This is a genomic window from Cytobacillus sp. QJM3NY_8, assembly GCF_056173585.1.
On sequence record NZ_CM149681.1, the window covers coordinates 3,619,943 to 3,634,167 of the forward strand.

Genomic DNA, 14,225 nt, shown 5'->3' on the forward strand with positions numbered 1-14,225 from the left:
AAGCACCTATTCGGCTGACGGGCTTTTCCATTTTGTTATGAAAAAAAGAGACAAGGGTATCCCTTATCTCTGCCCAGACGACCGGCTATACATAGACGCAGCTCCCCAGCGGTTCATTCCGCATTGTCGTCAGTCACTGCGATTTTGAAAAGCTATTCTAATGAATACATCATACCACAAAAACACAAATAATTAAACTGAAACTTATTCAAACGTTCGTGTTTTTTTGCGAGATATATAAAAAAGGACAGCAAATACTGTCCTTATAAATGATATATTTGAGTTAATTAGTTATTACCTAAAACAATGAAAGCCCTGCCTCTCTTCCATCCTTGCGGCTCCTAGACCGCGCCAGTGGGAATCAGGTTGGTCGGAATTCTTTCCGACTTAGATGCTCTCTGAGATTTTAATATTAAATGGTAAGAAACTTACTGAAGTAAAAATACGGAGAAGTGTCTGGTTTATAGAAGATGATTAAGAAGAAAATTCAGCATTAAGCTGTCCACACAAATTATTCTTAATTACAAACACATGCTTACTCTTTCAAAATCCTAAAGAGCATGAAACATAATAAAAAGCCGCAGTTTCACAAAAAAAGAAGGTTCGGCTGCCGAACAATCCAAGTGAATTAACGACTTCAACAATATACCTCAAATACTTCAATCACTATGTTATCTTATTTACGGTAAAGTGTCAAGAAAATAACTTGTCACCCGCTTATTAGCCTTCTCCTTTATACTCTGTTACATCAAAATAATCGGTTGTGTCTTTATAGCCATTAAATCCAATATCCAGATCATGAAAATATCGGTGCAATTTAATTAAAACTTCCTTATCCTTAGTGCCCGACTGCACAGTTTCTGCCAGCCGTGTTATTGTGCCCAGGTCAGTCTGCAAATCCTCATTCTCAGCTGATATTTTTTTAAGCGAATTTACGATTAATTCAGCCTGATCTCTTTGTTTTGGCCAGCTGACTTTACGATCTCTTCCCCATCCAAGTGTTTCATTATAAAAAGTATGATTGGAGGCAATGAAGTCCCCTAAATCATCGTACATTAATCCCTGTTCAGATGTCTCCGCATTTGCCGAGGTTTTTTGAACCTTGGATTCATCCTTATTTAAAAAGACAAGTACACTATATGCTATGGCAATAGCTATGACCATTCCCAGAATTGAAAGAAACCTGTTTAATTTCTTGTTTTTTAGCAATTTGAAAGCCTCCATTTGATTTTGATAATGTATGCTGAAACTAAATGGAATTATTGCCATTCTTCCTTGTCTGAAGAAACCTTCCCTGACTGCAAATGTTTTCCATGTTAATACATTCTATGCCAACTTTCCTTTCCCCTTCAACACCAAATAAAAAAGCTTTTAACACTGAGTGTCAAAAGCTATTTCTGATTTTTCTGGGCAAGGAAAACCTCGATAAAATCAATAACAAAACGTTCCAGATCAAACTCCATCGCTATATTATCAAGTGTTTCGGGCGGATCAACTTCGGGCACCGGCCTAAAGTCAGCTATGCTTTTACCCTTTGCCTTTCCAAACTGTTCTATTCTCACTCTTCGTTTTACATATTTGGCAAGATCAGGATTTGTGAGAACACTTAATACAAGAACATCATGAAGAGGTGCACCCTTAATTCCCGGGACAAGCTTTTGATAAGCCTCATAATAATAATCATAAGCAGGTTTGATTAGATCTTTAAAAGGCGATTGAGTATTATCTGCAATAAAATCAATCGTTTCAGGCCTGATAATCGCTTTATTTGTTACATTTAGGGGAAATATATAGATGTTTTTTGCTTTTTCAAGCACTGAATCCGCTGCAATGGGGTCAGCGTAAAAATTCGCCTCAGCCTCTGGTGTTACATTTCCCGGAACTAAAAACGCACCGCCCATTAAATAGAATGCATTTACATCTTTATATGCATCCTTTCCATACAGAATGAGCGGCAATGCCAAATCTGTCTGCCTTCCAACTCCAACGATCACAAGGTCATTTTTGTATTCATTTACAATTTCTATAATTTTGTTTATGTCATATACCTTTATTTTGCTGATGAAATTCTCCTGAGGCTGAATGGGCCCGAGGCCTTCCTCCCCGTGTATTTCAGGATAAAAGACAGCGGTCTCACCGGATAATGGCCCGCTCGCCCCTGCTATAATGGGAATGTCCTCTCTGCCTGCAAGTTTCAGTAAATATGCAGTATTATTGATGGATTCTTCTTTGGTTATGTTGCCATAAGCGCTGACTACACCTACTAGATTAATCTCGGGATGCTGAAGGGCATACATTAGGGCAAGTGAATCATCAACCCCCGAGTCAACAAACATGAGAACATTGTACATAAGCCACCTCCGCTACCTATCTAGTCTATAATATGCCAATGGAATGTCCCTTTTGTTAAAGAAAATACTCCTAAAAAATGAAAACTCCCCAATTGGGGAGCTTTAGTCCTGATCTGCCGGCTTTACCGCAAAACTGAGTTCCTGGTTCAGCTGGTTTTCAAAATTATTTCCTGCAGCTATATCCCACTTAAATGCATCAGCCATATATGAAATTACTTGCTTTTGATAGTTTCTTACCGTTTCAATATCAAAAAGCAGCGCTCCTGTTCGGCGGTTAAAAAAATCTACAGGGGTGGCAGCCATTTCATGTTCAATTGCATATTTCAGCTTTGCCCATAATACAATCGGCAAGCCATAATTCTCAGCTTCACTCCTTTTCGTCTCAATCATATTAAAAATGATACCGACGTTAGATCCATACATTTTAACAAGGTGCCTGGACTGTTCCGCTGATAAACCAATACTTGTTCCTTTTTCAGTCTGAAACCTGACGAATTCCTGAAATTTGGATGATCCTCCTACATTTCCTCCTGAAATAGGCAATGTTTTTGTAATACTTCCGCTAAATGTTCTATTTGATTCCTGTTTGAATTTTTCAGCAAGCAAATCAACAATGGTTTCGGCCATTTTCCGGTACCCGGTCAGTTTCCCACCTGCAATCGTCAGCAAACCAGTATCCGACTCCCAAATTTCATCTTTGCGTGATATTTCGGAAGGATCTTTTCCTTCTTCCCAAATAAGCGGACGAACACCAGCCCAGCTGGATTCAATGTCATCCTCCACTATCTTCACAGAAGGAAACATAAAGTTAATGGCATTAATGATGTATGTTCTGTCACCTGCAGTCATTTTGGGATTTACAGGATTAGAATTATAGAATGTATCTGTTGTTCCTACATAGGTCTTACCATCTCTCGGTATGGCAAATACCATCCGTTTGTCAGGTGTATCAAAGTATACAGCCTGTTTTAACGGAAACTTGGATTGGTCTATTACCAAATGAACACCTTTAGTCAAACGCAGGGTCTTTCCTTTCTTTGATCCGTCTTTCTCGCGGATGGAATCAACCCAGGGACCTGCTGCGTTGATGACTTTTTTTGCTCTAACTTCATGAACCCCGCCTGTCAGCTGATCTGCAGCTGCAGCTCCGCATACATTTCCTTGTTCATCATATAAAAGTTTTTCGACCTTCAAATAGTTAACAGGCATAGCGCCTTTTTCTGCTGCAGCTTTCATTACCTCTATTGTAAGTCGGGCATCATCTGTGCGGTATTCTACATAATAACCGCCGCCTTTAAGTCCATCTTTTTTTACAAGCGGCTCTTTTGATAATGTTTCCTGGGCATTGAGCATACTTCTGCGTTCAGACTTTCTGACGCCTGCAAGAAAGTCATAAACTCTAAGTCCGATAGAAGTTGAGAACTTTCCAAATGTGCCTCCTTTATGCATCGGAAGCAGCATCCACTCCGGTGTAGTCACATGTGGCCCATTTTCATATACGATTGCCCGCTCCTTGCCGACTTCCGCTACCATCTTAACTTCAAATTGTTTAAGATATCTTAATCCGCCGTGAACCAGTTTTGTTGAACGGCTGGAAGTTCCGGCTGCAAAATCCTGCATTTCGACGAGTGCTGTTTTCATTCCCCGTGCTGCTGCATCCAGAGCTATTCCCGCTCCCGTTATGCCGCCGCCAATAATCAGAACATCAAATTCTTCCTTTGTCAGTGTTTTTATCATTTCAGTACGATTTAAATTAGAAAATATCATTGTTGTCTCCTCCTTGTCGAAAAGGATAGTAGTTATAACTACCCTTTAAAAGCAGGGAATAAAAAAGAGACCACAAAATACATTATCGCTTACCCGATAATGATTTTGTGGTCTCTCCGCATCTCCTGCCGAACTATTAACTTAATCTTATTATAACATAAAAAGATATGATTTGTGTATAAAACTTTCTTCTGACTATTTAAATGCAATTGCTGCCTTGACTGCTTTTTTCCAGCCTTGATAAAGACCTGCACGGACTTTTTCTTCCATCGATGGATGAAATGATTGATCAATTGCCCACTGCTCAGCAATTTCCTCCTGGGATTTCCAGAACCCGACAGCCAATCCAGCAAGGTAAGCTGCACCAAGCGCAGTAGTTTCATTAATTGTCGGTCTTTCTACCGGCACCTCTAAAATATCTGACTGGAACTCCATCAAGAAGTTATTTTTCACGGCACCTCCGTCAACCCTAAGCGTCTTAAGCTTAATGCCTGAGTCCGCTTCCATGGCAGATAGAACATCTTTTGTCTGATACGCAAGTGACTCAAGTGTCGCACGGATAAAATGCTCTTTGGACGTTCCCCTTGTGACTCCGAATACTGCACCCCTTACATCACTGTCCCAATATGGTGTCCCTAGACCTACAAAAGCCGGAACCACATACACTCCATCTGTCGAGTCCACTTTTTTTGCATAGCTTTCGCTGTCCTTTGCATCCTTTAACATCCTCATTCCATCACGGAGCCATTGAATGGCAGAGCCCGCAACAAAAATGCTGCCCTCCAATGCATATTCAATTTTCCCCTCAAGTCCCCAGGCAATGGTAGTTAGAAGTCCATGTTCAGATTGTACCGCTTTTTCACCTGTATTCATTAGCATGAAACAGCCGGTTCCGTAAGTATTCTTAGCCATTCCTTTCTCGAAGCATGCCTGTCCAAATAGCGCTGCCTGCTGATCACCCGCTGCTCCGGCAATGGGTACTTCCTTGCCGAAAAAGTGATAGTCAATTGTCTTAGCATACACTTCGGAAGATGGCTTCACTTCAGGCAGCATCGCTTTCGGGACTCCGAGTATGTTCAGCAGCTCTTCATCCCATTTAAGTTCGTGGATATTAAACATTAGAGTACGGGACGCATTGGAGTAATCGGTCACATGCGCTTTTCCTCCCGATAGCTTCCAGATTAGCCATGTATCGATGGTTCCAAATAATAATTTGCCCTGTTGGGCTTTTTCCCTTGCCCCTTCCACATGATCCAGTATCCACTTAACTTTTGTTCCTGAGAAATAGGCATCTATTAAAAGACCGGTTTTTTCTCTGAATAGATCGTTATAGCCTTTTTCCTTCAATTCATCGCAAATTTCGCTTGTCTGCCTTGACTGCCAGACAATCGCATTATAAATCGGGACTCCCGTTTCTTTATCCCAAACAACAGTTGTTTCCCTCTGATTTGTTATGCCAATGCCGGCAATTTGCTCTGGTTTAATCCCGGATTCCGAAAAAACACCTGCAATCACCGATAAAATTGAACCCCATATTTCATTTGCATTATGTTCAACCCAGCCAGGCTTTGGAAAATGCTGTGTGAACTCTTTTTGCGCCGTGTGCACAATTTCCCCTTTTTTATTAAATAGGATAGCACGCGAACTAGTAGTCCCCTGGTCTAATGATAAAATATATTTGTCCACAAATGACTCCTCCCAATCTTGTTCATTATTTTATTTATGCAGCCACTTTAGAAGAATCAACTTCCCCTGGCTGTTTTTTGCCAAAAATATATGAAAGAATTAATACTATTATATTAACACCGAGCACTGCCCATAACATGCCTGAAGCTTTGTCATCGAACATCACTTGATAGAATGCGGAACCCATTAATCCCCCCAGGATTGGACCAGCTACCGGTATCCATGCATACCCCCAGTTCGATTTCCCTTTTCCTGCAATCGGAAGAAGAAAATGAGCAATTCGCGGTCCCAGGTCTCGAGCCGGATTAATCGCATAGCCAGTTGTCCCTCCGAGCGACATTCCGATTACAACAATCAGAAGGCCTGCAGCTATCGGATTTAAGCCTTCTGTAAATTGATTTGCCCCAATAAACATCAATCCCAGTACAAGAATAAACGTCCCAATCATTTCACTTAATAAATTTGAAAATGTATGGGGAATCGCAGGACTGGTTGAGAAAACAGCAAGTTTAGCACCCTGGTCTTCTGTTTCTTTCCAATGCGGGAGATAGTGAAGGAATACAATAACCCCTCCCAAAAAACCTCCCAGGACTTGAGCCAGAATATAGCCAGGCACGTCTGCCCAAGGGAAATCCCCGCTAAGCGCAAACCCGATTGTTACAGCAGGATTCAAGTGTGCCCCGCTAATCGATCCTACAGCAAAAATCCCCATCGTTACAGCTAGTCCCCAGGCAATGGTGATAACAATCCACCCTCCATTGAAAGAGAAAGTTTTTTTTAAATTCGCTCCGGCAACAACGCCTCCTCCAAAAACAATCAAGATCATCGTTCCAATTATTTCTCCCATAAAAGCAGACATCTGAAAATCCCCTTTCCGTTTTGGGTGATCGGAAACAAAAAAGGAGATTCACGACAGATTAAGCCATTAATGGCTAAACTGTGTGAATCTCCTAATCTCCGACACATAAATTAACTTGTTAAACCGAGTATACAAGTCTATGAAAACGTTGTCAAACTTTCCTTGAACATTTTTATGAAAACCTTTCCCATAATTCTATTTTCGAAGTTGTAATGGCAGCTGCTCCTGCACCAAGCGCATTCTTCACTTCTTCTTCTGATCGGATGAGTCCTCCAGCAAATATGGGGGTGTTCAAACGTTCATTTACTTCTTTTATCATCCATGGCATGGCTCCCGGCAAAACTTCTATGTAGTCCGGCCTGGTTTTCTCGATTAATTTATAACTTTTTTCAAGCGCGTGAGAATCGATGAGGAAAATCCTCTGGACAGCGATCACTCCTTTTTGCTTTGCTTTCAGGATGACGCTGGATTTAGTAGAAATTAACCCGTAAGGCTTAAATTCCTGGCATATATATTCAGCGGCATAATCATCGCTTTTCAAGCCATGAATCAGATCAACATGATAAATCATTTTTTTGTTATGTGCTTTTGCCATCTGCGAAACATTCTTCAGCTGCGAAATGTGCATATCGAGAAATACACCAATGTCATAGGGGCTTTTCAGGAACTTTTCAAATTCTTTCATGTTTGAAGATGCCGGCAAAATTTTTTGATTCATTGTTCCCACTCCTGTATCTGTTATTTCCCTATGTTATAAAGAAACTGCGCATTTCTCAATACCCATTATACATTTTTGCGGTACTCATAATAGCGGAATCCAATTATCATTATTGTCAGCCAGGCACCTCCGGCTGCGAATCCAGCTATTACATCACTGGGAAAATGAACGCCTAAATAGATGCGGCTTAACCCAATCATGATGATAAAACAGCCTAGCATCACTGTCCATGCAGTCTTCCATCGTTTTCTTTTTGCCAAATGGATGATCATATAGGCCAGCGAGCCATAAAAAATAAAAGATCCCATTGAATGGCCACTCGGAAAACTGAATCCCTGCTCCTCAATCAGAGGTCTGATATCCGGTCGTTCTCTTTTGAAAATCCATTTCAGCAGCAAGTTGAAAAGTGATCCAAGACCGGATGAAAGAACCATGAACCATGCAAGTGAACTCTTTTTAAATATAAACAAAAGCACGACCGCCATAATTACAGAAAAAGCCAGCCATTTTACCGACCCCAAAAAAGTAATCACGCTCATATACTCCGTGAGCCGGGGAGAAATAAAGGCCTGTACATATTGAATCACAGCTTCATCGAATCGAATTAGCTCATTTTCCTTCAATTCGTCCACTAATTCAATAAAAAGCAGCACAAATCCGCCAATAATTGCAGCTGCCAACGTTAAGTAGATGATATTTTTTGATGTTAAATTTTTCCTGTTCATTTAAACAAATCCTTTTTATTTATAGGATTACCACTAACTTTGATAAACGGAACATTTTTTGAAGACTTTTCTTCAAAAAAATAGCTCCAGTAAAAAACCGATTTTGCAAAAGCAAAGTCGGTTTTATTTCTATTAAGCCTGCTTTTTTGCTTTTGTTTTTGCAGGAGCACGTTTCTTTTTAGCTGCCGGTTTTTTCTTTGTTTCTGCATCAGCAGGCTTGGTTTTATCAATTGATGCCTGCAGGGCAGCCATAAGGTCGGTTACATTGGCTGCAGGTTCTTTTTCGACCGGTGTGACTATATCTTTGCCAGTACGTTTTGCTTCGATAAGCTCCAAAAGAGCTGTCCGGTAGTCATCATTATATTTCTCGGGTTTAAATTCAGTGGTTAATTGATCAATCAGCATAATGGCAGTATCGATTTCCTTATCTGTCACTTTGTCTTCTGCAGGTACATTTGGCACATCCGCAGCCTTACGCACTTCATCAGGGTAATGAATGGTCTCCATTACAAGAGTGTTTTCATATACCCGGACCACAGCCAGCTGTTCTTTGGATCGAATAATGATTTTTGCCAAACCTACCTTTTCTGACGTCTCCAGCGCTTTTCTTAAAAGGGAATAGGCTTTTCCTCCTCCGTCCCCTGGAGACATATAATATGTGCGATTATAATAAATCGGATCAATCTCCTGTATTTTTACAAAGTCCACAATCTCGACAGCTTTATCCTCATTTTCCTGTTTAAGCTTTTCTAAATCCTCATCCTCTAAAACGACAAACTTTCCTTTTGTGTATTCATAAGCTTTTACAATATCTTCGTTTTTAATTTCTACTTCACAAACAGGACATGTTTTCTCATATTTAATTGGCGAATGACATTCTTTATGAAGATTTCTCAGCTTTATATCCTTATCTTCTGTAGCCGAGTGCAGCTTGATTGGTATATTCACCAGCCCAAAACTGATGCTTCCTTTCCACATTGTGTGCATAGTCAAACTCCCATTCTTATTAGATGTAGTACTCATAACTTGTGTATTAATAAAAAGGGAGATACGCTAAAACATTTGGAAACTGAGTAGTTTTAGCGGCAATGGCCAAAACTATAGTAACGATTGTAAAGGAGGCCAATTTGAATGAGACCAATGCTTCCAACCTTAACTTTTGATGTTCCGGAAGAGAAGGAATGGCTCTTTGAAGCGAAGTATGATGGTTTTAGAGCAATCCTGCACTTGGACAAGGAACCCAGACTGACAAGCAGGAATGATAAGCCTTTATTACATATTTTCCCGGAAATTAAGGATTTTTTGGAGCAAAACAAAGATAAATTCGAACCATACCTTCCACTTACACTAGATGGAGAATTAGTCTTTCTGGAGAATGCCTATAAAGCCCATTTTGGGTCCATCCAGGTCAGGGGCAGGATGAGGTCTGAAAAGAAAATTCAAGAGAAGGCAAAAACTGCGCCCTGCCGTCTTCTTATTTTTGACATTTTGATGGTAAAAGGCAAAAAAATGACCGATAAAGAGTACTTTACCAGAAAAGCAGAACTGGAAGCTTTGTTTAAGGATTGTAATATGCCCTTAAAACCTGATGAGAAGGATCCGAGATTGATACAATTAATCCCTCCATACCGCAGCTTTAATGAACTTTGGGAACAAATTGTCCTGCATGATGGTGAAGGAATCGTGGCAAAGCAGTTGAAGAATAAATGGGAAGAAGGAAAGAGATCATCTTTATGGCTAAAATTCAAGAATTGGAAATACGTTAACTGCTTTATCACCGCATATGAAAAATCAAATGGCTATTTTTATGCTGGTGTATTCCAGGGGGATGCTGTCATAGCAATCGGACAGTTTCTTTTTGGGTTGAAGCCCGATGAAAAACAAGCCTTATTCCAAATCATCAAAGATAATAAAACAGATGAAAACAGCCAATTCATTTATGTAGAACCAGCAATATGTGTGGAAGTTAAATATCTGGAGATTTATGAGGATCAAATGCGCGAACCGCATTTTCACCAGTTTCGTTTCGATTTGAAGCCTGATGCCTGCACTTATGAGAAATTTATACAACAGCAGAAAAACCTGCCTCCCGAAATAGAAATCACCCATCCAGATAAGCCATTATGGGAAACACCAGCTATTCAAAAGATTGATTACATTCACTTTTTAAGAGAGATTGCTCCATATATGCTGCCATTTTTAAAGAAAAGGCTTTTAACTGTAATCCGCTACCCGCATGGGATCTTTGCTGAGCCTTTCTACCAGAAAAATTGCCCGGATTACGCACCGGATTTTGTAGAAACTGAAATGTCTGAAGGCATCAATTATATTGTCTGCAATAATCTTCAAACACTGCTCTGGCTTGGCAACCAGCTTGCATTTGAATATCATATCCCATTTAAGACCATTTACAGCAATGGTCCCAGCGAAATAGTGTTTGATTTAGATCCTCCTTCGAGGGACGCTTTTCATCTTGCCATTAAAGCTGCAATATTGATTAAAGAGGTGCTTGATCAGCTGAAATTAATCAGCTTTGTCAAAACATCCGGGAATAAAGGTCTGCAAATCTATATCCCGCTGCAGGAAAATACCTATAGCTTTGATGATACTCGGCTGTTCACCGAATTTATTGCCCAGTATCTAATTTCCAAAGATCCCGATTCTTTTACAATAGAAAGATTAAAGAAAAATCGCGGAGGCCGGCTTTATGTGGATTATATCCAGCATGCAGAAGGCAAGACGATCATTGCCCCTTATTCAGCAAGAGGAAATAAAGCAGCAACTGTTGCTGCTCCTCTGTTTTGGGAGGAAGTCAATGAGAAACTCACAATGGAGCGGTTTCAGATAACCAATCTTATAAAAAGGGTAAACAGCGATGGCGATCCATTCAGTTCTTATTTTCAGACAAAGGAAAATCAGCCCTTTTCTCCAGTGCTCGATTTTTTAAAACAGGAAAACAAAAAAGGATAAGGCCAATGCCTTATCCTACATCCATTCTTTAAGTACCGCTTGGGCATATTCCTGAAGTTTAGCATATTGCTTAATTTCTCCAGTATGTTCTTCTTTCTGGGATAGGGTGAACTCTTGCGGTTTTTCCATATTGATTTCCGCTTCACAGCGGTAAACATAGCTGGCATTCCCAATTAAATCAATGGACTGCCTGCCATTCTTCTCATGAACTACACAGCGCACTTTTCCGCCATTATTGTATACTTCAACAGGCTCTTCGATTTTATTCAGCCCATTCATGCAAGTGACAAGTGTTGAAGCGGACATGGCTGTACCGCAGGCATTGGTGAATCCTACTCCCCGCTCAAATGTCCTTACATAAATATGCCCTTTTTTTAGCGGCTTTACAAAGCTGACATTTACTCCATCAGGAAAGAAATCATTCGGCCCGTTCAAATATTCACTGATCTTTTTTTGCAGGTCAGATGTAATTTGCTCTTTCTCCACAATGGAAACAAAATGGGGATTAGGGACTGCTAAGGCCGTAAAAGCTAATTCCTCTGAGATCCCGCTGACTTTTTCATTAATTATAGTATCTTTATCGAGAACTAAAGGAAGATCCTTCAAATCGAATGAAACAGGTGATATTTCAACAAGATAAGTTGGAATGTCCTCAAAGATGTCCTCTTGCTTTTTTACCTGCAAATCCGCTTTCATGGTTTCAATGATGGCTTCTTTTAGACCAAGAAGTTCACATACATAACGGGCAACGCATCTTAATCCATTTCCGCACATTGATGCTTCTGATCCATCCGGATTAAAAACACGCATCCTTGCATCTGCTTTTTCGCTTTTTAATACGAAAAGAATTCCATCTGCACCAAGTTCAGTGCTGCGGTCACATATTGCTTTGGCAAGCTCAGCACGATTCTCTTCTGTAAAATTATACGTATGGGAAATTTCATCTATTATAAAGAAATCATTTCCTGATCCATGACATTTCAGCAATTCAATGTTCATAGTAATACCTCCAAACCATTTGTAGCCTAACTTATAAATAAGAGTGCCATAAAAGCATTTATTATTCAATAATTGTTTTCCCTATTATATTATTAACTAATTAGAAAATTGATAAATTCCGTCATTTAGGGAAGTGGCCGATATTAATACTGATCTTTATACATTTAAATTTTTCATCCAGCGGATCGAAGAGTTTGGCAGCGTTATTAATGAAAAAAATGCCTTTGTAGAAACAACGGCATTTTTTAATAATACAATTGTATATGAAGGGATTATCCGGGTCCGTTTTAATGACTATGGGATTTTTCCCTTCCCCGAGGACCTTTCCCAGGCAGACATTCCGGTATCTGCTAAAAGGAATATGGCCGCAGAAATGAAAAGATATATTAAGCCGCAGAAAAAATATCTATAATAGCACAGCGGCTAACATATTAGCCCGGTTTGCCGGTATATTTTTTAGGAGAAAATCGGCTGCCTTTCTACAAACACTTCCATTGACATACCTCCGAAAACCCCATATTACTATAGACCTATATTAACTCGTGTATCGAAACTTGTTGAACAAAAAGAATTTTTATATTTTTATACAAAATTCACCAGTTTTCTTTGTTAAGAAAAAAGAAAAAGGATGCCCCAAATAGGGCATCCCAATATATCTATATTAACTAATGACATGAAAAACAAAGTTGAATAAAAATAAAGCAGCTATGACATACAATGCAAATGAAACTTCCTTTGCTTTGCCAATCGAAATCTTTAAGATTGGATAAAGAATAAATCCAATGGCAATGCCGTCCGCAATACTATACGTGAACGGGATCATGGCAATGATAAAGATAGCTGGAAAGCTTTCGCTCATATCCTTTAAGTCAAGATTACGGATGTTTTGAAGCATCAGTCCGCCAATAATGATAAGAATAGGCGCAATTGCACTGTTGGGAATCAATTTAATAACAGGGATAAAGAATGCGGATAGCATAAACAGGAATCCAGTTGTGACTGCTGTCAATCCTGTACGTCCGCCGGCAGCCATACTCGCTGCACTTTCAACCGTTGCTACAGTCGGGCTTGTCCCAAAAATTCCTGACAATAATGCAGAAACCGAAGTTGCCTGAAAAGCACGCTTAAACTGTTCCGGCCTATTAATAAAACCAACATGACCGTGAACTAATCCGATATTTTCAAAGACAAGAACCATTGTCAATGAAAAAATGGCAATCCAAAAAGTGACGGAAAGTAAGTTATCGAATGACATCGATCCAAATACTTCCATATAATCGGAAAGAGCAAACGGCTTTTCCTCGGTACTTTGCACATTAATCAGCCCAAAAGCCCATGCTATCAATGTTCCTGCTACAACAGTAATCAAAAAGTTGCCAGGCACATTGCGCATAAATAAAATAATGGCAAGCAGGAACGTTAAGATGGTTGCAAGCACTTGCGGGTCTCCAAGCTCACCCATAGCAATAATGGAGTTTGTCCCTTTTTCAACGATTCCGCCCTTTTCAAGTCCGATCAGCATCAAGAAAAGTCCGAGTCCCACTGTTATTGCTTCTTTAAGTGAATGTGGAATCGATTCGCTTAATGTCTTTGCGAATCGCGAAAAAGCCACGAATACAAAGATCAGACCAGATATAAAGACAACAGCCAATGCTTCCTGCCAGGATAAGCCCATCGATTGGACCATTGTATAGGAAAACAAAGCGTTAATTCCCATTCCAGGCACAAGGAGAATCGGTACATTTGCCCAAAACCCCATAATCAAACAGCCGACAACCGATGTTATAATGGTTGCAAAAATGGCTGCCTCCAGCGGAATTCCTGCTTCAGAGAGAATTAGAGAGTTAACTGCGATAATATAAACAATCGTAAAAAAGCCGATTGCCCCAGCCATAACCTCCCTTTTTACAGTTGTTCCATTTGAATCAAGCTGAAAAAGCTGGTTAAACCACTTATTCATATATACTACCTATCTATTCAATTAGCCCTCTCCCTACCCGCTCTCCCCGTATACATCTCCCTCAGTTAAGAGTGATCACTAAAAAGTACGGGTGAGCCACAAGCAGTATTTTATCAAAAAAAACTCATTCTGCCAATAGAAAGGTCAGACGTCTGCCCATAAATTTTAAAAAAAACCGGCGGAAATCCCC

General features: G+C 40.0%; 12 protein-coding genes and 1 riboswitch. Of the genes, 2 read left to right on the forward strand and 10 right to left on the reverse strand.

Annotated elements, in window-relative coordinates; all coding sequences use genetic code 11:
- Positions 1-64 precede the first annotated feature (64 nt).
- Positions 65-147: riboswitch (ZMP/ZTP riboswitch) on the reverse strand.
- A 573-nt stretch (positions 148-720) separates the two neighbouring features.
- From AC0VZ9_RS18620 to ku, 8 genes are all read right to left on the reverse strand, one after another.
- Complete coding sequence (locus AC0VZ9_RS18620; protein WP_009332510.1) at positions 721-1,209, reverse strand: hypothetical protein; 489 nt, start codon at positions 1,207-1,209, stop codon at positions 721-723.
- Positions 1,210-1,391: 182 nt separating this feature from the next.
- Positions 1,392-2,351, reverse strand: a complete 960-nt coding sequence (locus AC0VZ9_RS18625; RefSeq protein ID WP_019379655.1) for a nucleoside hydrolase — start codon at positions 2,349-2,351, stop codon at positions 1,392-1,394.
- A 102-nt stretch (positions 2,352-2,453) separates the two neighbouring features.
- Entirely contained in the window at positions 2,454-4,118 is a 1,665-nt protein-coding gene (locus AC0VZ9_RS18630; RefSeq protein ID WP_386850365.1) for a glycerol-3-phosphate dehydrogenase/oxidase, read from the reverse strand.
- 195 nt (positions 4,119-4,313) lie between these two features.
- Entirely contained in the window at positions 4,314-5,804 is a 1,491-nt protein-coding gene (gene glpK / locus AC0VZ9_RS18635) for a glycerol kinase GlpK (protein ID WP_009332513.1), read from the reverse strand.
- 34 nt (positions 5,805-5,838) lie between these two features.
- Complete coding sequence (locus AC0VZ9_RS18640; RefSeq protein ID WP_019379658.1) at positions 5,839-6,663, reverse strand: MIP/aquaporin family protein; 825 nt, start codon at positions 6,661-6,663, stop codon at positions 5,839-5,841.
- Positions 6,664-6,835: 172 nt separating this feature from the next.
- A complete protein-coding gene (locus AC0VZ9_RS18645) occupies positions 6,836-7,381 on the reverse strand; it encodes a glycerol-3-phosphate responsive antiterminator (protein WP_019379659.1) in 546 nt (181 codons plus the stop codon).
- A 65-nt stretch (positions 7,382-7,446) separates the two neighbouring features.
- Positions 7,447-8,106, reverse strand: coding sequence for a phosphatase PAP2 family protein (locus tag AC0VZ9_RS18650; RefSeq protein ID WP_475396608.1), 660 nt, complete (start codon positions 8,104-8,106; stop codon positions 7,447-7,449).
- Between the two features lie 132 nt (positions 8,107-8,238).
- Entirely contained in the window at positions 8,239-9,093 is an 855-nt protein-coding gene (gene ku, locus AC0VZ9_RS18655; protein ID WP_009332517.1) for a non-homologous end joining protein Ku, read from the reverse strand.
- Between the two features lie 144 nt (positions 9,094-9,237).
- On the opposite strand from ku, the gene AC0VZ9_RS18660 reads away from it, so the two are divergent.
- Positions 9,238-11,076, forward strand: a complete 1,839-nt coding sequence (locus AC0VZ9_RS18660) for a DNA ligase D (protein ID WP_009332518.1) — start codon at positions 9,238-9,240, stop codon at positions 11,074-11,076.
- A gap of 15 nt (positions 11,077-11,091) precedes the next feature.
- Here the strand turns inward: AC0VZ9_RS18660 and dapF are convergent, their stop codons facing one another.
- The gene (gene dapF / locus AC0VZ9_RS18665; protein ID WP_009332519.1) at positions 11,092-12,075 is read right to left on the reverse strand and encodes a diaminopimelate epimerase; all 984 of its coding nucleotides are present in this window, start codon (positions 12,073-12,075) and stop codon (positions 11,092-11,094) included.
- Positions 12,076-12,208: 133 nt separating this feature from the next.
- Here dapF and AC0VZ9_RS18670 point away from each other — a divergent pair, with 133 nt between their 5' ends.
- A complete protein-coding gene (locus tag AC0VZ9_RS18670) occupies positions 12,209-12,487 on the forward strand; it encodes a hypothetical protein (protein WP_251175700.1) in 279 nt (92 codons plus the stop codon).
- 249 nt (positions 12,488-12,736) lie between these two features.
- Here the strand turns inward: AC0VZ9_RS18670 and AC0VZ9_RS18675 are convergent, their stop codons facing one another.
- Positions 12,737-14,035 carry an NCS2 family permease gene (locus AC0VZ9_RS18675; RefSeq protein WP_009332521.1) on the reverse strand — a complete coding sequence of 433 codons (1,299 nt, stop codon included), beginning with the start codon at positions 14,033-14,035 and terminating at the stop codon, positions 12,737-12,739.
- Between the last annotated feature and the right edge of the window lie 190 nt (positions 14,036-14,225).

Bases quoted from the DNA above. Each gene is read 5' to 3' on its own strand.
- AC0VZ9_RS18625 (WP_019379655.1), bottom strand. From the start codon at position 2,351: ATGTACAATGTTCTCATGTTTGTTGACTCGGGGGTTGATGATTCACTT.
- AC0VZ9_RS18630 (WP_386850365.1), bottom strand. From the start codon at position 4,118: ATGATATTTTCTAATTTAAATCGTACTGAAATGATAAAAACACTGACA.
- AC0VZ9_RS18640 (WP_019379658.1), bottom strand. From the start codon at position 6,663: ATGTCTGCTTTTATGGGAGAAATAATTGGAACGATGATCTTGATTGTT.
- AC0VZ9_RS18645 (WP_019379659.1), bottom strand. From the start codon at position 7,381: ATGAATCAAAAAATTTTGCCGGCATCTTCAAACATGAAAGAATTTGAA.
- AC0VZ9_RS18650 (WP_475396608.1), bottom strand. From the start codon at position 8,106: ATGAACAGGAAAAATTTAACATCAAAAAATATCATCTACTTAACGTTG.
- ku (WP_009332517.1), bottom strand. From the start codon at position 9,093: ATGCACACAATGTGGAAAGGAAGCATCAGTTTTGGGCTGGTGAATATA.
- AC0VZ9_RS18660 (WP_009332518.1), top strand. From the start codon at position 9,238: ATGAGACCAATGCTTCCAACCTTAACTTTTGATGTTCCGGAAGAGAAG.
- dapF (WP_009332519.1), bottom strand. From the start codon at position 12,075: ATGAACATTGAATTGCTGAAATGTCATGGATCAGGAAATGATTTCTTT.
- AC0VZ9_RS18675 (WP_009332521.1), bottom strand. From the start codon at position 14,035: ATGAATAAGTGGTTTAACCAGCTTTTTCAGCTTGATTCAAATGGAACA.